At 73.3% G+C, this 23,996-nt stretch carries 20 protein-coding genes and 1 pseudogene; 15 read left to right on the top strand and 6 right to left on the bottom strand.

Annotation, left to right across the window (positions count from 1 at the left end; translation table 11 throughout):
- Window positions 1-4 precede the first annotated feature (4 nt).
- From O4J56_RS15905 to recX, 3 genes are read left to right on the top strand one after another with little or no spacing between them, the layout of a single operon-like run.
- Window positions 5-199, top strand: a complete 195-nt coding sequence (locus O4J56_RS15905) for a DUF3046 domain-containing protein (protein WP_270686583.1) — start codon at window positions 5-7, stop codon at window positions 197-199.
- A gap of 59 nt (window positions 200-258) precedes the next feature.
- On the top strand, window positions 259-1,647 hold the full coding sequence (recA, locus tag O4J56_RS15900; RefSeq protein WP_333563801.1) for a recombinase RecA: 1,389 nt from the start codon (window positions 259-261) through the stop codon (window positions 1,645-1,647).
- Window positions 1,640-2,299 carry a recombination regulator RecX gene (recX, locus tag O4J56_RS15895; RefSeq protein ID WP_270686581.1) on the top strand — a complete coding sequence of 220 codons (660 nt, stop codon included), beginning with the start codon at window positions 1,640-1,642 and terminating at the stop codon, window positions 2,297-2,299. Before recA ends, recX begins: the two co-directional genes overlap by 8 nt.
- 734 nt (window positions 2,300-3,033) lie before the next feature.
- On the opposite strand, the gene O4J56_RS15890 is transcribed toward recX, so the two are convergent.
- Window positions 3,034-5,259 (bottom strand): S9 family peptidase, encoded by a 2,226-nt coding sequence (locus O4J56_RS15890; RefSeq protein ID WP_270686580.1) that lies wholly within the window; start codon window positions 5,257-5,259, stop codon window positions 3,034-3,036.
- A gap of 433 nt (window positions 5,260-5,692) precedes the next feature.
- Between O4J56_RS15890 and O4J56_RS15885 the strand changes: the two genes are divergently transcribed.
- The 4 genes from O4J56_RS15885 to miaB all read left to right on the top strand — a co-directional run bounded on the left by O4J56_RS15885 (window position 5,693) and on the right by miaB (window position 11,108).
- Window positions 5,693-6,709, top strand: coding sequence for a TAXI family TRAP transporter solute-binding subunit (locus O4J56_RS15885; RefSeq protein ID WP_270686579.1), 1,017 nt, complete (start codon window positions 5,693-5,695; stop codon window positions 6,707-6,709).
- Between the two features lie 16 nt (window positions 6,710-6,725).
- Window positions 6,726-7,283 carry a DUF1850 domain-containing protein gene (locus O4J56_RS15880; protein ID WP_270686578.1) on the top strand — a complete coding sequence of 186 codons (558 nt, stop codon included), beginning with the start codon at window positions 6,726-6,728 and terminating at the stop codon, window positions 7,281-7,283.
- Window positions 7,284-7,304: 21 nt separating this feature from the next.
- On the top strand, window positions 7,305-9,524 hold the full coding sequence (locus O4J56_RS15875) for a TRAP transporter permease (RefSeq protein ID WP_270686577.1): 2,220 nt from the start codon (window positions 7,305-7,307) through the stop codon (window positions 9,522-9,524).
- Between the two features lie 105 nt (window positions 9,525-9,629).
- Window positions 9,630-11,108 (top strand): tRNA (N6-isopentenyl adenosine(37)-C2)-methylthiotransferase MiaB, encoded by a 1,479-nt coding sequence (gene miaB / locus O4J56_RS15870; protein ID WP_270686587.1) that lies wholly within the window; start codon window positions 9,630-9,632, stop codon window positions 11,106-11,108.
- Window positions 11,109-11,224: 116 nt separating this feature from the next.
- Here miaB and O4J56_RS15865 read toward each other — a convergent pair whose 3' ends face one another.
- Together O4J56_RS15865 and O4J56_RS15860 are read right to left on the bottom strand one after the other, a co-directional pair.
- The gene (locus O4J56_RS15865; protein WP_270686576.1) at window positions 11,225-12,502 is read right to left on the bottom strand and encodes a cytochrome P450 family protein; all 1,278 of its coding nucleotides are present in this window, start codon (window positions 12,500-12,502) and stop codon (window positions 11,225-11,227) included.
- A gap of 64 nt (window positions 12,503-12,566) precedes the next feature.
- A complete protein-coding gene (locus O4J56_RS15860; RefSeq protein ID WP_270686575.1) occupies window positions 12,567-13,301 on the bottom strand; it encodes a TetR/AcrR family transcriptional regulator in 735 nt (244 codons plus the stop codon).
- 243 nt (window positions 13,302-13,544) lie between these two features.
- On the opposite strand from O4J56_RS15860, the gene O4J56_RS15855 reads away from it, so the two are divergent.
- Window positions 13,545-13,901: a hypothetical protein gene (locus O4J56_RS15855; protein WP_270686574.1), complete on the top strand. Its 357-nt coding sequence runs from the start codon at window positions 13,545-13,547 to the stop codon at window positions 13,899-13,901.
- Window positions 13,902-14,004: 103 nt separating this feature from the next.
- Entirely contained in the window at window positions 14,005-14,691 is a 687-nt protein-coding gene (locus O4J56_RS15850; RefSeq protein ID WP_270686573.1) for a class III extradiol ring-cleavage dioxygenase family protein, read from the top strand.
- Window positions 14,692-14,916: 225 nt separating this feature from the next.
- Here O4J56_RS15850 and miaA read toward each other — a convergent pair whose 3' ends face one another.
- On the bottom strand, window positions 14,917-15,948 hold the full coding sequence (gene miaA / locus O4J56_RS15845) for a tRNA (adenosine(37)-N6)-dimethylallyltransferase MiaA (protein WP_270686572.1): 1,032 nt from the start codon (window positions 15,946-15,948) through the stop codon (window positions 14,917-14,919).
- Window positions 15,949-16,083: 135 nt separating this feature from the next.
- Between miaA and dapF the strand changes: the two genes are divergently transcribed.
- The 3 genes from dapF (at window position 16,084) to O4J56_RS15830 (ending at window position 19,704) form a co-directional block, all read left to right on the top strand.
- On the top strand, window positions 16,084-16,917 hold the full coding sequence (gene dapF, locus O4J56_RS15840) for a diaminopimelate epimerase (protein WP_270686571.1): 834 nt from the start codon (window positions 16,084-16,086) through the stop codon (window positions 16,915-16,917).
- Entirely contained in the window at window positions 16,914-17,885 is a 972-nt protein-coding gene (locus tag O4J56_RS15835) for an ABC transporter permease (RefSeq protein ID WP_270686569.1), read from the top strand. Before dapF ends, O4J56_RS15835 begins: the two co-directional genes overlap by 4 nt.
- Before the next feature lie 115 nt (window positions 17,886-18,000).
- Window positions 18,001-19,704 (top strand): ABC transporter family substrate-binding protein, encoded by a 1,704-nt coding sequence (locus O4J56_RS15830; protein WP_270686568.1) that lies wholly within the window; start codon window positions 18,001-18,003, stop codon window positions 19,702-19,704.
- Here the strand turns inward: O4J56_RS15830 and O4J56_RS15825 are convergent.
- Window positions 19,689-19,826 (bottom strand): hypothetical protein, encoded by a 138-nt coding sequence (locus tag O4J56_RS15825; protein WP_270686567.1) that lies wholly within the window; start codon window positions 19,824-19,826, stop codon window positions 19,689-19,691. The two genes, O4J56_RS15830 and O4J56_RS15825, sit on opposite strands and share 16 nt — an antisense overlap.
- Before the next feature lie 10 nt (window positions 19,827-19,836).
- On the opposite strand from O4J56_RS15825, the pseudogene O4J56_RS32120 reads away from it, so the two are divergent.
- The 3 genes and pseudogenes from O4J56_RS32120 to O4J56_RS15815 form a co-directional block, all read left to right on the top strand.
- A pseudogene (locus O4J56_RS32120) lies at window positions 19,837-19,992 on the top strand (helix-turn-helix transcriptional regulator); the annotation flags it as partial.
- An 18-nt stretch (window positions 19,993-20,010) separates the two neighbouring features.
- The gene (locus tag O4J56_RS15820; protein ID WP_408639126.1) at window positions 20,011-20,658 is read left to right on the top strand and encodes a DUF5753 domain-containing protein; all 648 of its coding nucleotides are present in this window, start codon (window positions 20,011-20,013) and stop codon (window positions 20,656-20,658) included.
- On the top strand, window positions 20,648-20,836 hold the full coding sequence (locus O4J56_RS15815) for a DUF397 domain-containing protein (RefSeq protein ID WP_270686565.1): 189 nt from the start codon (window positions 20,648-20,650) through the stop codon (window positions 20,834-20,836). The genes O4J56_RS15820 and O4J56_RS15815 overlap by 11 nt, the downstream gene beginning before the upstream one ends.
- A 26-nt stretch (window positions 20,837-20,862) precedes the next feature.
- Here O4J56_RS15815 and O4J56_RS15810 read toward each other — a convergent pair whose 3' ends face one another.
- Window positions 20,863-23,985, bottom strand: coding sequence for a hypothetical protein (locus O4J56_RS15810; RefSeq protein WP_270686564.1), 3,123 nt, complete (start codon window positions 23,983-23,985; stop codon window positions 20,863-20,865).
- Window positions 23,986-23,996: the final 11 nt, after the last annotated feature.

Here is a 23,996-nt window from a genome sequence, read left to right as displayed (position 1 = left end):
GGGGATGAGACTGACGCTTTTCTGGGACCGCATGCACGAGCAGTTCGGCGAGTCGTATGCGGAGAGCCTCGCCAAGGACTACGTGATCGAAGGACTGGGCTCGCGGACCGTGAACCAGGCCCTCGCCGAGGGCGCTCCGGCCAAGGAGGTGTGGCGGCGCGTCTGTGAAGCCTTCGACCTGCCCGAATCCGTGCGCTGACCCTGCGTTCGGCACCGGCCGCGGACCTGCGGGCGGCCCGGCCCCGCGACACGCGTTCGATGTGGTGGGCCCCCGCTCGAACAGAAGTTCGGGTATGGTGGTCGGTGAGTCCGGGGTGCGCGGATGTGGCGCGAGATACCCCGAGGGCCGGGAAGGCCCACCGGGACGCGGGAGCCGCTGGGCCCCGCGGTCAGGGGGACGGTGCGAGCCGTCCACAGCGCGGCCGGCGCCGTCGCGGAATGTCGCGGCGAGCGCATAGCGTCGCCTTCGAGATGAAGAAGAAGACACCGACCCAACAGGGGTTCCCCGTGGCAGCAGCAGACCGAGACAAGGCCCTCGAAACCGCGCTCGCGCAGATCGAGCGCCAGTTCGGCAAGGGCTCCGTGATGCGCCTGGGCGACGACGACCGCCCGCCGATCCAGTCCATCCCGACCGGTTCCATCTCGCTCGACGTGGCCCTGGGGATCGGCGGCATCCCGCGCGGCCGCATCGTCGAGGTCTACGGCCCCGAGAGCAGCGGTAAGACCACGGTCGCCCTGCACGCGGTGGCCAACGCCCAGCGCGAGGGCGGCATCGCGGCGTTCATCGACGCCGAGCACGCGCTGGACCCCGAGTACGCCAAGAAGATCGGCGTCAACACCGACGACCTGCTGCTGTCCCAGCCCGACACCGGTGAGCAGGCCCTGGAGATCGCCGACATGCTGATCCGCTCCGGCGCGGTCTCCATCCTGGTGGTGGACTCGGTGGCGGCGCTGGTGCCGCGCGCCGAGATCGAGGGCGAGATGGGCGACAGCCACGTCGGCCTTCAGGCCCGGCTGATGTCGCAGGCCCTGCGCAAGATCGCCGGCGCCCTGCACCAGACCGGCACCACCGCGATCTTCATCAACCAGCTGCGCGAGAAGGTCGGCGTGATGTTCGGCTCGCCCGAGACGACCACCGGCGGCCGGGCCCTGAAGTTCTACTCCTCGGTGCGCCTGGACGTGCGCCGGATCGAGACGCTCAAGGACGGCACGGACGCGGTCGGCAACCGCACCCGGGTCAAGGTGGTCAAGAACAAGACCGCCCCGCCCTTCAAGCAGGCCGAGTTCGACATCCTCTACGGCGTGGGCATCTCCCGCGAGGGCAGCCTGATCGACCTGGGCGTGGAGAACGGCATCGTCCGCAAGTCCGGGGCCTGGTACACCTACGAGGGCACCCAGCTCGGCCAGGGCAAGGAGAACGCCCGCAACTTCCTGCGGGAGAACGCCGACATGGCCCTTGAGGTCGAGAAGAAGATCAAGGAGAAGCTGGGCGTGCCGATGAAGGGCGACGACGCCGCCGGCGCGGCCGCCGCGCCCGACACGGCCAAGGACGCCGCCGGTGCGTCCGCGGCCGCGTCCACGGTCAAGGAGCCCGCCGCCAAGCGCACCACGAAGGCCAAGAGCACCGCCGCCGCCACCGATGCTTGATCGCACGTCCGGGGACCCTGGCACCGCCCAGGGGCCGCAGGACCCGGGGCCGGACGCCGCCGCGGCGCCCGACCCCTGGGCCCCGGCCGAGGACGCCGCCGCCGACCCGTCCGGCCCCGAGGGGCCGGACGGGAGGAGCGCCGAAGTCCCCGACCAGGACCCCGAGTCCTACGCCCGCACCGTCTGCCTCCGGCTGCTCACCGTCGCCCCGCGCACCCGCGCCCAGCTCGCCGAGGCGCTGCGCACGCGCGGGGTGGAGGAGCCGGTGGCCGAGACGGTGCTGGAGCGCTTCGGCGAGGTGGGCCTCATCGACGACGCCGCGTTCTCCGCCGCCTGGGTGGAGTCCCGGCACACCGGGCGCGGCCTGGGCCGCCGCGCCCTGGCGGGGGAGCTGCGGCGGCGCGGCGTGGACGAGGAGACCGTGCGCGACGCGGTCGACGACATCAGCGCCGACCAGGAGGAGGCCACCGCCCGCGACCTGGTCCGGCGCAAGCTCGCGGCCACCCGGGGCCGCGACGACACGGTCCGCGTCCGCCGCGCCATGGGCATGCTCGCCCGGAAGGGCTACCCCGCGGGCCTCGCCTACCGCGTCATCCGCGAGGAACTCGAGGCCGAGGGCTCCGACCTGGAACTGCCCGACCCCGATCTGTGACCGCGTGTGTCACGGTGCCCCGGCAGCGCAAACCGGGCATACCGGGCAGCGAGAGAGGGGGCGGGCGACCTATGTCGTGAAATCGACGCTTTTTGGCTGATCAGGCGTCGGTTTCACGACGCAGGATTCCCCCGCGCCCCCTCGCTCGCCCCCCTGGTGATGATCTCGACAGAAGTGGTGTCAAAACGGCCGGAATGACAGCACTCCTGTCGAGATCATCGCCAGGAAGGGCGCAGCGGGCCGACGGCCGCCACGAACGCGCGTGACCGCGCAGCCTGCCCACCGCGCCGCCCGCCCGGACCGCCCGCGGCCCGCCGGACGGCAGGCAGGGCCGGGGAACCGCCCCGCTTCTGCCGTCGCCGCCAAGCACGGCGACCACGCACACGCCCCACGGCCGGCAGCGCTGCGGTGTGGGCCGCCGACCTCTCCTCGTCGCCGCCCTCAACGCCGCACTACGGCGGCCCGCCGCTCGGCCGGGGCCTTGAAGCGGGGTACCTGCCCAGCCGCCCGCTGAACCGGACCGCGAGGGGCCTCGCGCCCGGCAGGCAGGGCCGGGGAACCGCCCCGCTGTCTCCGTCGCCGCTCGCTTCGGTGACTGCGTACACGCCTCACGGCCGATGACGCTGCTGGAAGGGCCGCCTACCCGGCCGCCTGTCCACTCGCACCGCGAGACCTGGAACTCGAGCCGCGCCGCGGTGGCGTCGTTCCTCCCGAGATCAACGAGGAGGGGGCGCTCAGGGGTGCGGGCGGTCCCTCTCCGGGGCTCGGGAGCCGCCGGGCGGCTCCGACCAGGGGATCAGGTCCGGTTCGGCGTCCTGCGGTGCGTCCGGGACCTCCGGCGGCGCGGACGGCGTCTCCGTCGCGGGTGTGGCCTGCGCCGCCGGTGCGGCCGGCTGGGCCTCTCCGTCTCCGTCAGGGGCGTGCGCGGACCTGGGGCCGGTGTCCTCCAGCTCCGGCAGCGGCTCGGCCTCCAGCTCCGGGTCGGGGTACTCGGTGACCAGCTCGATCCCGGGCACCCCCGGCGGGGTGAAGCCGAAGACCTCCCCGTAGAAGGCCAGCTCCGCCTCCAGCCCCCGCTCGATGGAGTCGGCTGAGGCGAAACCGTGCCCCTCGCCCTCGAACTCCAGCATCGCGTGGCGCACCCCGTTGTCCGCCAGCGCCCTGGCGAAGTCCCGAGTCTGCTCCTTGGGGACCACGCGGTCCTCCGTGCCCTGCAACAGCAGCACCGGCACCCGCACCTGGTCCGCCTTGCCGATCGGCGAGCGCTCGCGGTAGGTCGCCTTGTAGCCGGGCAGCGGCCCCACCAGGGTGTCCAGGTAATGCGACTCGTAGTCGTGCGTGGTCGCGGCCAGCTGCAGCAGGTCCGCCACCCCGAACAGCGACATCGCGCAGGCGAACGTGTCGCCGGCCGCCGCGAGCAGGGCGGTGTACCCGCCCGCGCTCGGGCCGCGCACCGCCAGCCGCGCGGGGTCGGCCTCACCCGACTCCACCAGCGAGCGCGCCACGGCCTCGACGTCCTCCACGTCGACCACGCCCCACATGCCCGCGATCCGCTCGCGGTAGGTGCGGCCGAACCCCAGCGACCCGCTGTAGTTGACGTCCACCACGCCGATGCCGCGACTGGTGAAGTACGCCTTCATCAGGTCGAGCCCGCTCGTGGCGCGCCCCACCGGGCCGCCGTGCACCCACACCGCGTAGGGCGCCGGACCGTCCGCCGTCCCCCGCGGGTTGGTCGGCGGGTACACGTTGGCGTGGACGGCGGCGCCGTACTTGCCCGAGAACTCCACCTGCCGGGGAACCGGCAGCAGCGCGGCATCGGGCATCTCCTCCCGGCTGGAGCGGAGCACCTGCGTCCTGCCGGTGGCCGGGTCCAGCCGCACCAGGCTCTGCGGGGCCTGCGGCCCCGAGGCGATGCCGACGACCTGCCCGCCGTCGCCGCCGAGCGTCTCCCAGGTGGTGAAGGCACCCGTGTCCAGCGGGGTGAGCTCCAGCGTGTCCGGGTCGTACACGGCGGGCACCAGGTCGGCGCCGCCCTGCAGCACCACCAGGCGCCCGTCGGCCAGCGGAACGCAGGAGCACACGCCCAGCCGCGACGGCCCCGGGGTGAACTCGCGCTCGTCGGGGTAGAGCGCGACCGCCTGCCCGGTCAGGCCGATCTCGTACAGGTTCCACCAGCCCGACCAGTCCGACACGAAGCGCAGGCGCGAGGGTCCGCACCACACCGGCTGCAGCACCGACTCGTCCACCCCGCCCTTGAGGGTGTAGGGGCGCTCCACACCGTTGGCGCTCAGCCCGCCCACGCGCAGCTCGGTGCCGTCCCAGGGCATGCGCGGGTGGTTCCACGCCACCCAGGCCAGGTGCTCCCCGTCGGGGGAGGGCGTGGGGGAGGCGTAGAAGTCGGCGCCGGTGACCAGCTCCGCCACGGCCGACGGGTCCTCGGCGGCCCGCCCGGACAGCGGGACCGACACGATCGCCCGGTCCACCGAGCCGTCGCCGGCATGGCGCTCGCGCACGCACACGATCCGGCGGCCGTCGGGCGACAGGGCCGGGTCGGCATAGCGCAGCGCCCCGGGGAACGCCGGGGCGGGGGTCAGGGGCCGGGGCTCGCGCGCTCCGCGTTCGAGCAGGTAGAGCCGCTGGTCGCTCGCCTCGGCGAAGACGATGCCATAGCGGGTGAGCGCCTTGTCGTCGCGCCGGGGAACCGGCAGGAAGGAGCGGCCGCCGTACTCGTGCACCCGGGTAAAGGCGCTCCACGGGGCCTCGAGCAGCTCGGCGGGGGCGCCGTCGGGGCCGCACCGCATCACCGTGGTGCGCCCGCCCTCCTCGGGGCGGGCCTCCTCCCACCAGACCTCGCCGTCGGCGGTCGCGGGGAACCCCAGGCGGCGGGTGCCTCGGGCGACGTCGCTCGCTGAGATCGGCGATGGCCAGGCGCCGTGGGGGGCCGTCACGCGGTCGGTCATAAGAGGATCTCTGCGTTCGCGGGGATTTTGTGTGGCATGTCGACCTTAGTCCCCCAGGGGAGCTCCGGACGAGCCGACAGGTGCGTTCCCTGGGGTTTCGGCCCGTCCCCGCGCCCCGGTGCGCGTGGTGCGGACGCCCTGGGTGAAGGGGCCGTTCCTCCGTGTGCGCCCGCCCGCGCCCGCCCGCGCCCGCCTGCGCGCATGTCCGCCCGCGCCTGCGCGCGAAGGCCGGAACCGGCGCCCCCGGACCGGGTTGTCCGGGGTCCGCAGGGGGAATGCCGTCGGCCAGACGGGGCGGGAGGGGGCATTTGTTCCCCACTTGTGACCGCGCAGGAGCGGCGGTGTATTCGCTCGCGTGTCTATAGTCCCTGTCCACGCTCAGTGAGCCGCTCAGTGAGCAAGCGACATTCATCGCGCGAGGAGGACGCTCGGAATGACGACGAGAATCACGGCCAAGCGCTTCGCAGCCGTTACCGCTGTGGCGGCTGCGGGCGTGATAGCGGCCGCGGGGTGCGGCGGCGGGAGCGTCCCCGGCGCGGGCGGCGGTGACGAGGAGGTCACCGGCGGCGACCTGACCCTGGGCACCGGCAGCACCGGCGGCACCTACTACCCGCTCGGCGGCGAGATCGCGCAGATCTGGTCGGACAACATCGACGACGCGAGCGTGTCGACCCAGTCCACCGGGGCCTCGGTGGAGAACATGCGCCTGCTCGACCAGGGCGAGATCGACATCGCCATGGCGATCAACGGCGTCGCCGCCGACGCGGTCAACGGCGAGAACGACTTCGCCGACGAGCCGATCGAGAACGGCGACGACGTGTTCATGCTGGGCAACGTCTACCCGGAGGTCCTGCAGATCGTCGCGACCGAGGACTCGGGCATCGAGACGGTGGAGGACCTCAAGGGCAAGCGCGTGGACGTCGGCCCGCCCGGCAGCGGCACCGCGCTGGCCGCCGAGGCCGTGCTCGAGGCCTACGGCATCAGCATGGACGACATCGAGCCGTTCAACAGCACCTTCGAGGACGCGGCCACCAAGCTGGGCGACGGCCAGACCGACGCGGCCTTCGCGGTCCTGGCGGTCCCGGCCGGCAGCATCGAGCAGGTGGCCACGACCAGCGACGTCCGGCTGGTGCAGTTCGCCGGGGACGGCCTGGAGCAGCTCCAGGAGGACAACCCGTCCTACAGCACCCTGGACATCCCGGCCGACACCTACAACGGCCAGGACGAGGACGTCACCACGGTGACCAACTGGGCGACCATGTACGTGCGCGGCAGCATGAGCGACGACCTCGCCTACAACCTCACCAAGGAGATGTACGAGCGTGCCGGCGAGATCGGCCACGACGTCGGCGAGCAGGTCCAGCTCGACACCGCCCTGGAGGGCCAGGGCGCGGTCGACCTGCACCCCGGCGCCGAGCGCTTCTACGAGGAGGAAGGCGCCCTGGGCTGACGCCCCGGACGGCACAGTGAGGCAGGCGGCGCACCGGGTCGGTCCCGGGCGCCGCCGCTTCCTACGGGACGGAGCGGTGGTCGCCGCCGGGGCGCTCCTGGCGATGGCCACGTACGGCGGCGCGGAGGCCGCCGGGGCGCGCTTCGAGGCGGCCGACCTGTCGGCCGGGCGGCTGCTGCTGTCCGTGCCGGTCCGCGAGGGCGACCGGATTCTGATGGTGCACGTCCACTCCATCGCCAAGCGGCCGGTGGAGGAGGAGTTCTCCGTGCGCAACGGGGTGCTGTCCATGGAGGAGATGCGCTTCGACACCTTCGGGGCCAACCTTCCGGTGGGCCCCGAGCACATCGGCGGGACCACCACCGAGTTCCTGCGCGGCGAGGACGGCTACCGGGTGCTGCACCACGGGCGCCCCCTGGGCGCCGTCCAGGTGATGGTGGGCGGCCCCGCGGTGGACCACACCCTCACCCTGCCGGGGGGAGGGCGCGTGCGCCTGCTCGACCTGACGCGGCGGGGAGCACGTGTGGAATTGCGCGTCCGGGGCGGGGGGCGACCCCGCCCCCGCCGGGACGCCTGAGACGAGGATGGGGATGGGGCGATGACGAACGACCCGACGCCCGCCGCTCCCGCGACCGAGGACCCCGAGGTCCTGCGGGAGCTGGAGAAGGACGTCGCCGAGCTGGAGCAGCACGACGCGGCGGAGGAGACCGCGGGCACGCGGAAGGACATGCGGGGCCTGTGGCGGGGGGCGGTCTTCGCGGTCGGCCTCGTGTTGAGCCTGTTCCACCTGTACACGGGGGCCTTCGGCACCCTGCCCGGGCTGCAGCAGCGCGGTGTGCACCTGGCCCTGGGGCTGGGGCTGGTCTTCCTGCTCTACCCGGCCAAGGAGCAGGACACCCGCAACCAGCGGATCTACGGATGGGCGCTGACCGCCGGGGGCGTGGGCATCCTCGCCTACCTGGCGGCCTTCCAGATCGCGGACTGGTACGTGCTGGCCCCGGCGGTGGGGGTGCTGCTGCTCGTGCAGGCGGCCCGCTACGTGCCCTGGCGCCCGCTGGGCATGCCGGTGGCCGACGTGGTGCTCGCCCTGCTGGGCATCGGGTCGGGGATGTTCCTGGTGGTGAACTACCAGGACATCATCCTGTCGGCCGGGCGGATCACCCCCGAGTACGTCGCCGTGGGCACGGTGGGCATCCTGCTGGTGCTGGTGGCCGCCCAGCGCACGCTGGGCACCGCGCTGGTGCTCCTCGGCTCGCTGATGCTGGCCTACGCGCTGTTCGGCCCGCTCATGCCCGGGTTCCTGCACCACGGCGGCTACACCATCGACCGCATCGTCTCCTCGATGTTCCTGGGCACCGAGGGCGTGTTCGGCACACCGCTGGCGATCTCCTCCACCTTCATCTTCCTGTTCCTGATCTTCGCCTCCATGCTCACCCGGACCGGCATGGAGCGCTTCTTCACCGACCTGGCGCTGGGCAGCACCGGGTGGGCGACCGGCGGCACCGCCAAGGTCGGCATCGTCACCAGCGCCTTCTCCGGGACCATCACCGGAAGCTCGGTGGCCAACACCGTCTCCAACGGCGCCTTCACCATCCCGATGATGAAGAAGTCGGGCTACAAGCCCGAGTACGCCGGCGCGGTGGAGGCCGCCTCCTCCACGGGCGGGCAGATCGCCCCGCCGATCATGGGCGCCGCGGCGTTCATCATGATCGAGTTCACCGGCGTGCCCTACCTGGAGATCATCCAGGCGGCGATCGTCCCGGCGATCCTGTTCTTCGTCGCCCAGTTCATCGTCGTGCACTACGACTCCAAGAAGCTGGGCATCCGCGGCATCCCCAAGCGGCTGCTGCCGAGCGTGCGCCGCCTGATGGTCACCCGCGGCTACATGCTCATCCCGATCATCGGGCTGTTCGTGCTGCTGTCCATGGGCTACTCGCCGATCTTCTCGGCGATGGGCGCCATCGCCATCACCGTCGGCATGAACATCGTGGCGCAGCTGGTCTTCCTGGCGCTGGGGCGCTGGCAGGACATGCCCGACCGGCTGAGCCCCTGGGGGCTGCTGGACGGCCTGGTGAACGCGGCCCGGGTGGCGGTGCCGATCATCGTGGCCACCGCCACCGCCGGCATCATCGCCGGCGTGATCACGCTGACCGGGCTGGGCCTCAAGCTCAGCGACGGCCTGCTGTCCCTGGCCGGGGGGCAGCTGCTGCCGACCATGGTGCTGTCCATGCTCGCCTGCCTGATCCTGGGCATCGGCGTGCCGACCACAGCGAACTACGTCATCACCGCCACCCTGGCCGCCCCCGCGATCATCACGATCCTGCAGGGCGACCTGGAGGCCCCCACGGTGGCGATGCTGCTGACGGCGCACATGTTCGTCTACTACTTCGGCGTGATGGCCGACATCACCCCGCCGGTCTGCCTGGCGGCCTACGCGGCGTCCGGCATCTCCGGGGGCAATCCGATCATGACGGGCGCGCACTCGGTGCGCATCGCGGTCTCGGGCTTCGTGGTGCCGTTCATGTTCGTGCTCTCGCCCGAGCTGCTGCTGCAGGAGACCACCTGGGCGACCGGACTGCTGGCGGCGGTCACCGGCATCCTGGGCGCGTCCGTCGTGGGCGTGGCGGTCGTCGGGTACATCAACACGGCCATCGGCTGGTACCTGCGGATCCCGCTGGCCGCGGCCGGGATCGCGCTGCTCTACTACGGCTGGGAGAGCGACCTGGCCGGGCTGGTGGTCGCCGGAGCGATCTTCGGCTACCAGTGGTTCCGGCACCGCCCCGCGGCCGCTCCGGCGCAGGCCGCGGCGACCGCCTGACCCCGGGGGCTCCCGGGCGCGGGGCCGGCCGCCGGACACCGGCGGTCGGCCCCGCCCCGTATGGCCACTAGCCTGGGACCTGTGAGCCAGAGTCGTACTTACCAGGTGCGGACCTACGGCTGCCAGATGAACGTGCACGACTCCGAGCGCCTGTCCGGCCTGCTGGAGGACGCGGGGTACGAGCGCGCAGCCGAAGGCAGCACCGCAGACGTCATCGTTTTCAACACGTGCGCGGTCCGGGAGAACGCCGACAACCGCCTCTACGGCAACCTCGGGCACCTGCGCCCCGTCAAGGACGCCCACCCGGGGATGCAGATCGCCGTGGGCGGGTGCCTGGCGCAGAAGGACCGCGGCGAGATCGTGCGCCGGGCCCCGTGGGTCGACGTGGTGTTCGGCACCCACAACATCGGCTCGCTGCCGGTGCTGCTGGAGCGCGCGCGGGTGCAGCACGAGGCCCAGGTGGAGATCGAGGAGTCGCTGCAGACCTTCCCCTCCACGCTGCCCACGCGCCGCGAGTCGCCCTACGCGGCGTGGGTGTCGGTCTCGGTGGGCTGCAACAACACGTGCACCTTCTGCATCGTGCCGCAGCTGCGCGGCAAGGAGAAGGACCGCCGCCCCGGCGACGTCCTGTCCGAGGTGCGCGCCCTGGTCGACCAGGGCGTGGTCGAGGTGACCCTGCTGGGGCAGAACGTCAACGCCTACGGGTCGGAGTTCGGCGACCGCCAGGCCTTCTCCAAGCTGCTGCGCGCCTGCGGGGACATCGAGGGCCTGGAGCGCGTGCGCTTCACCTCGCCGCACCCGCGCGACTTCACCGACGACGTGATCGAGGCGATGGCCGAGACGCCCAACGTCATGCCGCAGCTGCACATGCCGCTGCAGTCGGGGTCCAGCCGGGTCCTCAAGGCGATGCGCCGCTCCTACCGCCAGGAGCGCTTCCTGGGCATCGTGGAGAAGGTGCGCGCCGCCATGCCCGAGGCCGCCATCACCACCGACATCATCGTCGGCTTCCCCGGCGAGACCGAGGAGGACTTCCAGGAGACGCTGCACGTGGTGCGCGAGTCCCGGTTCTCCTCGGCGTTCACCTTCCAGTACTCCAAGCGCCCGGGGACGCCCGCCGCCGAGATGGAGGGGCAGCTCCCCAAGGAGGTCGTCCAGGAGCGCTACGAGCGCCTGGTGGCCCTGCAGGAGGCCATCTCCGAGGAGGAGAACGCCAAGCTCGTCGGGCGCGAGGTGGAGCTGCTGGTCGCCGAGGGCGAGGGCCGCAAGGACGGCGAGCGGCGCCGCCTGTCGGGCCGGGCGCCCGACAACCGCCTCGTCCACTTCGCCGTGGAGGAGGGCGCCGAGGAGCCCCGCCCCGGTGACATGGTCACCGTCGGGGTCACCTACGCGGCCCCGCACCACCTGGTCGCCGACTCGGGCGTGCGCGCGCTGCGCCGCACCCGCGCGGGCGACGCCTGGGCGGCGCGCAACGGCAAGGCCGACGAGGGTGCCGACGGCGGCCAGGCGGGCGTCATGCTCGGCATGCCGTCGGTGGGGGCTCCCGCCCCGCAGCCGGCCGCCACCGGGGGCTGCTGCGACGCCTGAGCCCCCGCCCCGCGCGCTGAAGACGAACGCGGCCCCTACCCCGGGAAGCCGGGGGCGGGGGCCGCGTGTGCGTCCGGGCCGTGCGGGCGCCACCTGGCGTGCGCCCGTGCGCGGAATCAGCCCAGGCGCACAGGGAGCGCCTTGAGGCGCCAGAAGAGGGGGAACGGCTCGCGCTCCAGCTCCTCGCGGCCGGCCGCCAGGGACAGGTTCGGGTAGCGCTCGAAGAGCCGGGTGAACGCCACCTCGCCCTCCTGGCGCGCCAGGGCGGCCCCCAGGCAGTAGTGGATGCCGTGCCCGAAGCCGACGTGGGACTCGCGCCGCCCGGCGGGCTCGCGGGTCAGGTCCAGGACGTCGGGCTCGGAGAAGACGTCCGGGTCGGTGTTGGCGCCGCCGAGCACGGCGAAGACCACGTCGCCGCGCTGGAAGCGCATGCCGTCGACCTCCATGTCCTCGGAGGCGTAGCGCATCCGGGTGGCCTGCACGGGGCCGTGCCGGCGCATCAGCTCGTGCGTGGCGCGCGGCCCCAGGTCCGGGTCGCCCTGGAGCAGCCGGAGCTGGTCGGGGTGGTCGAGCAGGGCCAGGGTGCCGTTGGTGATCAGGTGCGCGGTGGTCTCGTGCCCGGCCAGGATCAGGGTGAGCACGATCGAGACCAGCTCGATGTCGGAGAGCCGGTCCCCGTCCTCGTCGTGGGTCCGGATCAGCGCGGTGATCAGGTCGTCGGCGGGTGTCCGGCGCCGCTGGCCGATCAGCTCGCGGGTGGTGGCGACGATGCCCTCCAGCGCGTCGAGCTGCCCGCCGGTGGCCGCCGCCGCGATCAGCCGGCGGCCCCAGTCGCCCCACTGCATCCGCTGGTCCTCGGGCACCCCCACCAGCTCGCAGATCACGGTGATCGGCAGCGGGTAGGCGAAGTGCCGGGACAGGTCCACCACGCCGTCCTCGGCGTGCCCGGGCAGCTCGTCCAGCAGCCGCTCGGTGATCTCCTCCACGCGCGGGCGCAGCGCGTTGACCCGCTTGACCGTGAAGGTGCGCGAGACGTGCTTGCGCATCCGGGTGTGGTCCTCGCCGTCCATGTCCAGGATGCTGGCGTCCACCAGGTAGCGGGCCTGGTCCCGGGTCAGGCCCAGGTCCATCAGGCGCTTGACGCGCACGTTCTCCACGTCGTCCCCGGCGATGGAGGCGGGGTTGTTGACGAACCGGCGGTCCGACAGCACGGCGCGCACTCCCTCGTAGCGGGAGACCAGCAGGACCTGCTGTTCCACACCGGGGAAGGACGCCGGGACGGGCTGCTCGCGCGCGTTCAGCTCGGCGAAGAAGCCGTGCGGGTCGGACTGCAGGCGCGGGTCGGTCAGGTCGACGGCGGCGCCGCTCGCGCCGGTGTCGGCGGTGGCTGTCATGTCGCGTCCTCTCGTGTCGGGCCCAGCGGCTCGCCACCGCTGCCGGGCCCGGCCCCGCAGGGGGTCAGGTGAGCTTGAGCCGTGCGATCTCCTCCCGCATCCGCCCCAGCACGTCGGTGAAGGAATCGGCGACGCGCGGCGCGACGGCGCGGACCGCCGCGGGGTCGGGGTCGGGTGCGGGCTCGAAGGCGTTGCGCACGGTGGTGGCGAGCATCCCGGCCAGCGTCTCCGCGTCGGCGCCGTCGGCGCTCAGCAGAGGCCCGGAGGTCAGGAAGCCGGTCACCACGATGCCGTAGGAGCGGCGCTGGTCGTCGAGCGGGCTGTCGGTGCGCAGCAGTCCGTTCTCGCGCAGCACCGCGAAGTGGGCGCGCTGGGCCTCGCGGCGGCGGTCGATGAGGTCGCCCAGGATGCGCCGGGCCTCGCGGGTGAGGATGCCGAGCGTCTCGGAGTTGCCGATCAGCACCGCGTGCAGGACCGGGTCGGCGTCGGCGCCCAGGTAGGTGGCGCGGGCGGAGCGGTGGGGCAGGACCGCCATGGGGTCGGTGCGGATCTCGGCGATCATCCGGTCGGCCAGGGCCGCCTGCGCCCGCAGCATCACGGTCAGGAACAGCGCCTCCTTGGTGGGGAAGTGCAGGTAGACCGTGCCCTTGCCGACGTCGGCGCGGCGCGCGACCTCGCTGATGGACACGCGGCGGTAGCCCTGCGCCGCCAAGAGGTCCGCGGCGGCGTCGAGGATGCGCTCGGCGCGCAGGTCCTTCTCGGCGTCGCTGGTGTCGGCCTCGCGTACACGCCCTGCCATCGCCGTCCGCTCCTCCTCGCCCGTCCGCCGCTCCGGCGTCGGGAAACCCGTCCATGCCGTGCTTTGACCAGATTTTCAAATCCGGTCATCTGGTCACAGCGCCACCGTAGCCCGCTCGGCGCCCCGGGGCAAGGGGGCGCGGTGGGGTGTCCGGCCCCGGCCGACGGGGGAGGCGGCGGCCGGCGCGCCGGTAGTGTCGGACAGCATTTCCAGGCGGCGCCGAGCGGCGGGGGTTCACAGGCGATGGCGGAGATATTCGATCGGCGGGAGGAGATCCCGCTCGACGGCCGCGATGCTGACATCGGCCGGTTGGCGACGCGGCTCAGGAGTGCGGGGTGGCGGGTCGCCCAAGGGGACGGCGACCGCATCGATGCCGTCCACGGCTCCCGCTTCACGTTCCGGATGTTCGGCTGCTATACGCAGATCGGCCGCCGCAACCTCCCGGCCCGGTTGGAGATCAGGAGGGAAGGGGCTGCGTCCGCGTTGCTCAGTGTCCGCCTGTACAGCGACGAGGGCTGGTACCTCTTCTACGTCTCGGAAGTCACGACGGCGTATGAGGAGCTCTTGCATAAGACCTTGGAGACCGTGCGCGACGCCTGATCCTCTGGTCGGTCCGGGCGGCGTATCCGCCGTCCCGCTCCACGCTCGGCCAAGGGTGTCGACGGCGGAGAGCGCGCTGGAGGACGGTCTAGGGTGGGGAGCCATGCTGACCGCCGCCGCAGTGTGCCCTTTTCCGCCTCTGCTCGTCCCTGACGTGGCCGCGGGCGCCGCGGCCGATCTCGACGACCTCCGGCGCGAGTGCGGCGCCGTGGTCGGGGCTTTGAACGCGAGTGGCGCGGACCGCCTCGTCGTCGTCGGGCCGGGCGAGCGCACGCGCCGCTACGGGCCCGACAGCGGGGGAGACCTGGCGCCGTACGGTGTGCCGTTCCCTATCGGCCCGCAGCCGCCGGTGCTGCCGCTGTCCCTGACCATCGGCCGCTGGCTGTGCGAACGCGAGGGGGCGGCGCCGGACGCCTACGTCGAAGTCGCCTCGGACGCCGCGCCGGAGGAATGCCTCGCGCTCGGGGCGGAGCTGGCGGCCGAGGCGCCTGCCGTGGCGCTGCTGGTGATGGGCGACGGCAGCGCGCGCCGCCCGCCCTCCTCGCCCGGAAGGCCGGACGACCGGGCGCCCGCCTTCGACGAGGAGGTGGCGTCGGCCCTGGCGCGCGCCGACGCCGACGCGCTGGCCCGGGTCGATCCGGCACTGGCCCGGGAGCTGATGGCCGCAGGGCGCCCGGCCTGGCAGGTCCTCGCCGGGGCGACGGACGGGGGCGCCGTCAAGGGGGAGCTCCTCGCCCACGAGGCGCCGTACGGCGTCGGCTACTTCGTGGCCCGCTGGACCCGCGACTGAGCCCGACGCTGATCTCATCGCGGAGGGGGCCGTCCGGGCGGGGCACACCGGGCATTTCGAGCGAGCGGAGAGGGGGCGGGCATCCCGCGTCGTCGGATCGACGCTTTCATGCGGATCAGGTGTCGGTTTCACGACCCAGGATGCCCCTGCACCCCGGCCCGCCCCCACGCGCACTGCGAGAACCCGGCACCCGAGACCGCTCCGGTAGGGACGATTCCCCCGAGATCAGCGAGAAGGGGGCGCCGGGGCGGCGCCGCCTGCCGTGATCCCCTCCTCGACCAGGGCCAGCGCGCGGGCGGTCAGGTCGGGGGCGTCGTAGGGGAGCCACTGCACGCGCGGGTCGCGGCGGAACCACGACTCCTGGCGCCGGGCGAAGCGGCGCGTGGCGCGGACGGTCTCCTCGCGCGCCTCCTCCTCGGTGCACTCCCCGCGCAGGAACCGCAGCACCTGGGCGTAGCCCAGCGCGCGCGGCGCCGTCCGCCCCTCGGACAGTCCGTGCTCCTCCAGGGCGCGGACCTCCTCCACGAGTCCCGCCTGCCACATCCGGTCCACACGCAGCTCGATGCGCTCGTCCAGTTCGGGGCGCGGCACCTCCAGGCCGACCTGGACCGACGGGTACGACGAGACGTGGTCGGGCAGCGTGGCCGTGAACGGGCGGCCGGTGAGTTCGATGACCTCCAGCGCGCGCACGATCCGGCGCCCGTTGCTCGGCAGGATCGCCTCAGCGGCGGCCGGGTCGCGCTCGGCCAGGCGCGCGTGCAGTGGGCCCGGTCCGGACTCGGCCAGCTCGGCCTCCAGGCGCGCGCGCACGCGCGGGTCGGTGCCGGGGAACTCCAGCTTGTCCAGGACGGCGCGCACGTACAGTCCCGACCCCCCGACGAGGATCGGCACCGCCCCCTGGGAGCGCAGGCGGTCGACGATCCCGCGCGCGAGGTACTGGAACCGGGCGACGTCGGCGGGCTCGGTCACGTCCCAGATGTCGAGCAGGTGGTGCTCGACCCCGCGCCGCTCCCCTTCGGCCATCTTGGCGGTGCCGATGTCCATGCCGCGGTAGAGCTGCATGGAGTCGGCGTTGATGATCTCCGCATGGCGGCCGGAGGCGCGCAGGCGCAGGGCGATGTCGACGGCGAGGTCGGACTTCCCGGCGGCGGTGGGGCCGACGACGGACACGACCGGGATCCCGGCCCGCCCCTGTGCGCCGCCCTCACCGGCGGCGTCGTCGAACCTGGTCCCGTCGTTGTCCGTGCTCGTGCCCATTCCTCCAGTTTGGCAGCGGGCGGCGACCTGATCGGACGCCCCCGCGGTGCCCCCGGAACCGCGGCGCATGGACGGCTCCGGACAGGTCCACCGGTACGGCTCCAGGGTCGCCGATCCAGTCATAAGATGATCTCCATGCGTTTCGCCAAAGGCCACGGCACCGAGAACGACTTCGTCATCCTCCCTGACCCGGACGGTGCCCTGGACCTCAGCGCCGGTCTCGTGGCCCGGCTGTGCGACCGCCGCGCCGGGATCGGCGCGGACGGTGTGCTGCGGGTCGTCCGCACGCGCGCGCTCGGCGAACCGCTCACCGGCGCCGCGGCCTCCTCCGAGGCCGCCGAGTGGTTCATGGACTACCGCAACGCCGACGGCAGCATCGCCGAGATGTGCGGCAACGGCGTGCGGGTCTTCGCGCGCTACCTCCTGCACGCGGGCCTGGCCGAGGGGCGGAGCATCGACGTCGGCACGCGCGCGGGCCTGCGCACGGTGGCGATCGAGGACAACGGCGACGTCACCGTGGACATGGGCCGCCCGGAGGTCCTCGGCGACGGCGAAGCGCGGCTGGCCGACGGCCGCGAGGTGCGCGGCCTGCGCGTCTCCGTCGGCAACCCCCACCTCGCCTGCATGGTCGACGGCCCGGTCGCCGGCCTCGACCTGACCGCCGCCCCGGCGCTCGACGCGGCCGCCTTTCCCGACGGCGGCAACGTCGAGGTGGTCGCCCCGGCCGGCGACGGCGTGCTGGACATGCGCGTGTACGAGCGCGGGTCGGGCGAGACGCGCTCCTGCGGCACCGGCATCGTCGCCGCCGCCGTCGCGGCCACCCGGGCCGCCGGCGCCGCCCCGGACCAGGGCGCCACCTGGCGGGTCCGGGTCCCCGGCGGCGAGTGCCTGGTCCTGCTCGACGCCCGGGGCGCGCGCCTGCGCGGCCCCGCCGTCATCGTCGCGGAAGGCCAGGTCCGTCTGGGGTGAGCCGGGCGGCGCTGTTCCTGCTGCGCCGGCTGGCGGGATACGCCCTCCTGCTGGCGGCGGCATCAAGCTGTGCCTACCTGCTCAGCGCCGCGGTGCTCGACCCCACCGGCAACTACGCGGCACAGCGGCCGCCCCCGCCCCAGCAGGAGGTGGAGCGCCAGCTCGCCGAGCGCAACCTCGACCCCGAGGTGCCGCTGGCCCGGCGCTACCTGGTGTGGGCCTCCGGAGCGGTCACGGGCGACCTCGGGGAGACCTGGGACGGGCGCCCGGTCGGAGCCGAACTGGCCGACCGGGCGGCGGCCAGCACCCGCCTGCTCGTCCTGGGCGCCGTCCTGGGGTCGGTCGCCGGGGTGGCCTGGGGCGCCTGGGCGGGGGCCCACAAGGACCGCGCGAGGGACACCGCGGCCACCCTCGGGGCGGTGGTGCTGATCTCGGTGCCGCCGCTGGTGGTGGCGGTCGTCCTGCAGACCCTGGCGATCGGGCTCAACGCGGCCTCGGGGGAGGCGCTGCTGCGCACCGCGGGGGAGGCGCCGCCCGGGTCCGGCCCGGCCGACCAGATCCGCTACATCGTCCTGCCGACGGTGGCGCTGGCCCTGCCGCTGGCCGCGGTGGTCAGCCGGTACCAGCGGGGACTGATGGCCGACGAGGCCGGTGCGGACTACGTGCGCACCGCCCGGGCCAAGGGGCTCACCCGGGGGCGGGCGCTGCGCGGGCACGCCCTGCGCACCAGCCTCGTCCCGGCCTCCACCTATGTGGCCTACACCGCCGCGGCCATGTTCACCGGCGCCGTCTTCGTCGAGCGGGTCTTCGGCCGGCACGGCGTGGGCGGGATGCTGGTCGAGTCGGTGGAGGCCGGGGACGTGAACGCGGCGGCCGCGGCGTGCGCCTTCGGCGCGGTGTGCGTGGTGGCGGCGGGTGCCGTGGCCGACACGGTGCGCGTCGTGCTCGATCCGCGGGTCCGAAGCTGAGGCGCCCGGGGCGGAATCGCAGTACTATTTCCGGATTGTTCCAATCGTGGCTTTCGTCCGCGACGGGCCCAACGGCCGCCCCTCGGCCGTCGGGGACCGTCCGAAAGGGGTGCACGTGGGTCAGGGACGTGCCCGGCGCGGCGCCGCACTGCTGTGCGCGGTCGCCCTCGGCGCCGCCGCCTGCTCGCCCGCGGAGGAGGGCGCCGGTCCCCGGCCCGCCGCCGCGGGCGGCGTTGACGTGGGCGCCGCCGACCGCGCCGACCTCGAGCCCGGCGGCACCCTGGAGTGGGGCATCAACGAGTTCCCCGCCCAGTGGAACCCCCACCACGCCGACGGCAACCTGGCCACCGTGCGCACCGTCACCGACGCCGTGCTGCCCACCCCCTTCGAGGTGGACCCGGAGGAGGGGCCCCGGCCCGACCCGGACTACCTGCTGGGCGCCGAGGTGCGCGAGGCCGGGCCGGACCGGCCGCAGACGGTGACCCTGCGCCTCAACCCGGAGGCGCGCTGGTCCGACGGCACCCCCATCACCTGGCGGGACTACCGGGCCACGGCCGACGCGCTGGACGGTCGGGGCGACGGCTACCGGGTGCGCGGCGAGGTCGGCTACGACCGCATCGCCCGCGTGCGGCAGGGCGCCGACGAGTACGAGGCGGTCGTGGAGTTCTCCGAGCCGTTCTCGGAGTACCCGTCGCTGTTCGCCCCGCTGCTGCCCGAGTCGGTGGCGGGCGACCCCGAGGCGTTCAACGAGGACTTCACCGGGGACATCCCGGTGACCGCCGGGCCGTTCGAGGTGGCCGGGGTCGACGACGGCGCTCGCCGGGTGGAGCTGCGGCGCTCCGAGGACTGGTGGGGCGACCCCGCTGTGCTCGACGGCATCGTGTTCACCGCCATGGACCAGGAGGGCCTGGACAGCGCGTTCCTGGACGGCGGCATCGACGCCTACGCGCTGCCCGTGGACGCCGGGTCCTTCGGCCGGGCCAACTCCGCCGGGGACGGGGAGGTGCGCGTCGCCCTCGGGCCGGACTACCGGCACATCACCCTGAACGGCCAGAGCCCCCTCCTGCGGGACCGGCGGGTGCGGCACGCGGTGTTCCTCGGGGTGAACCGGCAGGCCCTGACCGACGCGGCGCTGAGCGGGCTGGGCATGGAGGCCGAGCCGCTGGGCAACCACTTCCTGCTGGAGGGGCAGCCGGGCTTCACCGACAACAGCGGCGAGTGGGGGCGGCACGACCCCGAGCGCGCGGCCGCCCTGCTCGACGAGGCCGGGTGGAAGCCGGGCGAGGACGGGATCCGCGAGAAGGACGGCGAGCGGCTCGAACTGCGCTTCCTGGTCCCGCGCGGGTTCCGCCCGGGCCAGGACGAGGCGGAGATGGTGCAGGCCATGCTCGGCGAGGCGGGCATCGGCGTCGACATCGAGCAGGTGGGCGGGGACGAACTGTTCTCACGCTATGTGCTGCCGGGCGACTACGACATGGTCGCCTTCGTCAACACCGGCGGCCGGTTCCCCATCTCCAACTCGCTCCCGCAGTGGGCGTCCCCGGTCGAAGGGCCGGACGGCGAGGAGTGGCGCTCCAACGTCGGCCGCATCGCCTCGAAGGAGATCGACGCCGCGATGGACGACGCACTGGAGACCCTCGACGAGGAGGAGTCCCTGCGCGCGGTGAACCGCGCCGACAAGGCCCTGTGGGAAGAGGGCCACACCCTGCCGCTGTACCAGCGCCCGCAGTTGATGGCCGTCCGCTCCGACCTGGCCAACATCGGAGCCCCGGGCTTCGGAAGCTACGACTACGAGGACATCGGCTACCTGAAGGGCTGAAAGGGCTGAGGAGCCACGGGCGCCGGGGCCCTGTCCGGGGTGAGCAGCGTGAGGGAGAGGCACCCGCCGTCGGGCTTGTGGAAGTAGAGCCAGTGGGCGGCCAGGGAATCGATCAGGAACATTCCCCTTCCCATGGAGGGTTTCCCTAAGGCGGCTCGTCGGAGATTCGGACATGACCTGCGGCGATGGCGCGGGCGAGCTGGGCTTACGCAAGCTCAGCTCGCATCGGCGGTGTTTCTTCGGCAGTCACAGATCAGCGGGATCGAGCGGGGGAGCAAAGGGACCAGATCGGAACAGATCCGGCGGATGGATGAGGTTCTCAACGCCGGTGGAGTACTCCTGAAACGATGGGAGGATCTCCATCGGGAGGACGGCTACGCGTCGTGGGCGCGGGACTTCGTCGCCTTGGAGCGCGAGGCTTCGGAGATCCGGGCGTACCAGCTCGCGCTCGTGCCCGGGATCCTCCAGGTGGAGCCATATGCCCGAGCCCTCATCCAGACCGGGCGCCCTGGCGACACACCGGCGGAGATCGACGAGGCCGTGAACGCGCGCATCCGTCGTCAGGCCGTCCTTGAGCACGAGCGGGGCCCAGTCTTCAAGGCAGTGGTGGAAGAGCATGTGCTTCGGCGGCCGATCGGAGGTGGTGAGACCATGCGTCGGCAGCTCGTCCACATCCTGGACGTGGCCGCGACACCTCGGGTCACCGTCCAGGTCGTGCCGATGAGCTCGGAGGTCCACCACGGAGCGGATGGCTCCTTCACCCTCTACACCATCCCTGACCGGGGGCAGACGGTGTACATGGAGAATCGGGTGTCCAGCGACGCCCGGGACGACCTCGCGACCGTAGAGGCGTACGGAGGCGTGTTCGGTGACCTGTGCTCGGACGCCCTACCGCCGTCGGCGTCGCGGGCTCTCATCGAACGGATCAAGGAGGAGTTCGGCAGTGATCAGTGAGCAGTGGGCGAGGGCCAGCTACAGCCAGAAGGGGATGGACAACTGCGTCGAGTGCCGGTCGGCGCCGGAACCCGGGGTCCTGATGCGCGACACGCGACACCGCCACCTCGGCCACCTCGAATTCCCCGTCGCCGAGTGGGAAGGGTTCCTACGCCCTCTCAAGCAGCGGGAACTATGAACCCACCCGGTGCGGAGACCGGTCGGTCACCCGGCGGTGAAGACCTTCTCGGCGCGGTCTTCCAGGGGTTCTTCGCCGTCCTTCTGGAGCACGAGGCGGCCGTCGCCGTAGCGGGCCGTCCAGCCCTTGCCCAGGTCGGTCTCGCGGAGTCCGCCGGTCTCGGCGGGGGACCAGGTGTCGGCTCCGGGGGCCAAGGCGTGGACCTCGGGGTCGGCGGAGGAGTCGTAGATGCACCTGCCGTCGAACTCCGCCTCGGACGCGTAGTCGTTCTCGGGCCCATAGGGCATGAAGGCGACCTTCGCGGTGCCTTCCTCGTCGAACCAGGCCTCGCTCAGGCTCCGTCCCGGCTCCGCTTCCGATTCGGCCAGTACCGAGCCGTCCTGCAGATCCAGGACACGTACCGGGGTCACGGGTGCGCACGGTGAGCTGGACACCCCGAAGTTCTGCGTGGCGACCAGGCCGCGGGTCCCGTCGGGGCTGACCGCGACGACGTCCTCCGTGCTGTGCGCCGTGTAGTTGATGTCCGCTAGGCGCCGGGCCTGATCAGGGGAGGGGATCTCGTATACGGCGGCCTGGAAGATGTCGTCCGGGTCGTCGCTGACGTGGGCATAGGTGTGCTGTTCGCCACCGCTCCACAGTGAGACCAGCTCGATGTTGGGCGCGACGTCTCCGGGTGGGCCGTCCGCTATCTCCGGGATGTCGTGGGCGGTGGGCTCGCCGCCGTCGTCGGGGTAGGAGTACAGGTCGTCGCCGAAGCCGGTGGACACCAGGGTGTCGCCGACGAAGGCGATCGTGCAGCCGTCGCAGGTCCACGTGCGGTCCTCGCCGCCCTCCAGGTCGCGCAGGCGGATGGTCGGTCCGGACAGCCCGCCGAAGGGGTCGTCGGGGTCTTCTTCCCCCGGCTCCAGCCATGCGGCCTTCGTACCGTCGGAGGACCAGACGAGTGACCCGCCGACCGTCTCCTCGGCGAGGACCTCGGGCTCGCCTCCCGGCTCGGTGACCGCCTTGAGGACCCCGCCGCCGAACCAGGCCACCGGGCGGAAGGCAGACGTCCCGGTGGCCTCGGCGCAGGCGCGGCGGTTGGCCGCGTCCTCCGGGGCGGTGGTGCTGATGCACACGGTCAGCGCCGCGTCCGCCTTGACCGTGCAGGACTCGGCCCCGGGCCCCTCCTCGCACCCCCAGTAGAGGAAGGAGACCCCCTCCGGCAGAGGCGCGTCCGGGTCGACCTCGATGGGGCCGGTCTCCCCCTTCTCCGAGTCGACGACGGTGGTGCAGTCGGTGGCGCCGTCACCGATCGCGCAGTCCTCGCCCGGCTCGCCCGGCATGGTGACCTCGGCCGCCGCGGTCGCCACCATGACGCTGACCGGAACGGTGTCGGGTGTGAGCACCTGCTGCCCGAGCACCACACCTCCGGCGGTGACGACGGCCAGCCCTCCGCCGATCGCGAGTTTGGCGGTGATCCCGGCACCGGTCGTGGCGGCGGTCCCGGTTGCGGTGCCGGTGCCGGTCGCGGTGCCGGTGGAGAGGGTGCTCGTGGCCGTGGAGGTGACCGCGCCGCCGGGGTCGGCCGCGCCTGCCACTTCGCTTCCCAGGCCGCCCGAGTGGGAGGCGGCCCCACCGACCGTCTCACCGCCGGGCGGCGGCGAGACGGACGACAGGGCGTCGCCGGACGCCCCCGGATCGGCGCCGGCACCGTCCCCGGCACCGCCGCCGTCACCGGCCGAGCCGGTCTGTGCGTGCTCCGGCCCGCACAGCTCTGCCCCCTCCTCCGCCCCCTGCGCCGCTCCCTCGTCGCCCAGCTGCCGCCACAGGGCTGCGGCAGCGGCGAAAGCGGCCGCCGCGGCGGCGCGCCGACCGGTGACCAGGCTCCGAACGCCCTCCTCGTGCAGGAAGTAGGCCAGAGCGCCCTTGTCGCGGGCGCGCTCGGCGGCCGCCCGTCCGCGCTCCATCAGCCGCCCCCAGGCACCGGTCTTCAGCGAGCAGGCGAGCGTCGGGGCGGCGGCGCGGGCCAGGCGTACGGCGGCCCCGGCGGATCCGTCGCGGTCCAGCGCGTCGACGGTGCGCGACAGCAGTCCCTCGGCCGCCGCCGCGTCGGCGGGGGAGCGGTCGGGCGCGCTCACCCAGTGGGCCAGGCGGTCGGCGAGGCCGGCCAGTTCCGCACCGCTCGGGGGCGCCAGGGCCTCGGCCGCGGCTCCGTAGGGGGCGGGCGCCAGGCGCAGGCCCTCTCCGATGGGCACGGCCAGGCCCAGGCGTTCCAGGCGTTCACCGGCCGAGGCGGTGTCGGTGCCCGGTGCGGTCAGCGCCGAGAGCAGTTCCTCGTCGACGCCGGAGGGCCCAGCGAGCGCGAGTACGGACAGCACGGCCCGCTCGCCGGGCTCCAGCGTCCCGGCGAGGCGCGGAAGGAGCTCGGGCAGCTCTGCGGGGCGGACCAGCCGCCCCTCGGCCGACGCGAGCAGGAGTTGGTTGGGGCTGCCGGAGGTGGCCAGCACCAGCTCGTCGGCCAGCGCTTGCTCGGACTCGTCCAGCGTGTGCCCCAGCGCGCGGGAGAGCAGGGCGAGCGCGTCGTCGTGACCGAGGCCCTCCAGCGCCATCACGTCGCCGTTGCCCCACAGGGTGCGCCGGGTCGAGGAGAGCAGAACGGCCGAATCGGGGAGCGTGTCCAGCAGGGCGTCGACGTCCTGCCGGGGGCACTCCAGGTCGTCCAGGACGAGCGTCGCCGCGACACCGGCCATCAGGCGGCGCAGCTCCGCGCCGGTCGGCCGGTAGCCGGGGGAGTCGAAGCAGGCGGCGAACACCTCCTGCAGGACGTCGCCGAGGTCCTGGCCCGTGGCGTCGATGAAGGCCACCCCGTCGCGGTCGGCCCGCGCCTCATGCGCGCACATCCGCAGCAGCGTGCTCTTGCCGGTGCCGGAAGGGGCGTAGACCTGGACGGCGCCGCCCTCGGTGAGGGCCCGGGTGACGGCGGCCAGCTCCCGGCCGCGCCCCACGGGGTCGCGCACGCGGCGGGGAAGGAGGCGGACCTCCTCCCGGCGCCGGACCTCCGGCCGCCGCCCCTGCTGGACGACGGTGACATGGGAACGCTCGGCGGTGACGACGATGTTGTGGTCGCCGACCACCACGCTCCCGGAGACGCTCCCCCCGACCTTCACCCGGTGACCGG

The sequence above is a fragment of the Nocardiopsis endophytica genome, assembly GCF_027706725.1.
Lineage (GTDB): Bacteria > Actinomycetota > Actinomycetes > Streptosporangiales > Streptosporangiaceae > Nocardiopsis_A > Nocardiopsis_A endophytica.
Note: the sequence above shows the minus strand (reverse complement) of the source record. Positions and strands in the feature narration are given on the sequence as shown.

Excerpts from the sequence above, each read along its gene's own strand:
- dapF (WP_270686571.1), top strand. The coding sequence starts at position 16,084 with ATGCGTTTCGCCAAAGGCCACGGCACCGAGAACGACTTCGTCATCCTC.
- O4J56_RS15820 (WP_408639126.1), top strand. The coding sequence starts at position 20,011 with ATGGATGAGGTTCTCAACGCCGGTGGAGTACTCCTGAAACGATGGGAG.
- miaA (WP_270686572.1), bottom strand. The coding sequence starts at position 15,948 with ATGGGCACGAGCACGGACAACGACGGGACCAGGTTCGACGACGCCGCC.
- O4J56_RS15850 (WP_270686573.1), top strand. The coding sequence starts at position 14,005 with ATGCTGACCGCCGCCGCAGTGTGCCCTTTTCCGCCTCTGCTCGTCCCT.
- O4J56_RS15890 (WP_270686580.1), bottom strand. The coding sequence starts at position 5,259 with ATGACCGACCGCGTGACGGCCCCCCACGGCGCCTGGCCATCGCCGATC.
- recX (WP_270686581.1), top strand. The coding sequence starts at position 1,640 with ATGCTTGATCGCACGTCCGGGGACCCTGGCACCGCCCAGGGGCCGCAG.
- O4J56_RS15885 (WP_270686579.1), top strand. The coding sequence starts at position 5,693 with ATGACGACGAGAATCACGGCCAAGCGCTTCGCAGCCGTTACCGCTGTG.
- O4J56_RS15865 (WP_270686576.1), bottom strand. The coding sequence starts at position 12,502 with ATGACAGCCACCGCCGACACCGGCGCGAGCGGCGCCGCCGTCGACCTG.
- O4J56_RS15860 (WP_270686575.1), bottom strand. The coding sequence starts at position 13,301 with ATGGCAGGGCGTGTACGCGAGGCCGACACCAGCGACGCCGAGAAGGAC.
- O4J56_RS15855 (WP_270686574.1), top strand. The coding sequence starts at position 13,545 with ATGGCGGAGATATTCGATCGGCGGGAGGAGATCCCGCTCGACGGCCGC.
- O4J56_RS15825 (WP_270686567.1), bottom strand. The coding sequence starts at position 19,826 with ATGTTCCTGATCGATTCCCTGGCCGCCCACTGGCTCTACTTCCACAAG.
- recA (WP_333563801.1), top strand. The coding sequence starts at position 259 with ATGTGGTGGGCCCCCGCTCGAACAGAAGTTCGGGTATGGTGGTCGGTG.
- O4J56_RS15905 (WP_270686583.1), top strand. The coding sequence starts at position 5 with ATGAGACTGACGCTTTTCTGGGACCGCATGCACGAGCAGTTCGGCGAG.
- O4J56_RS15875 (WP_270686577.1), top strand. The coding sequence starts at position 7,305 with ATGACGAACGACCCGACGCCCGCCGCTCCCGCGACCGAGGACCCCGAG.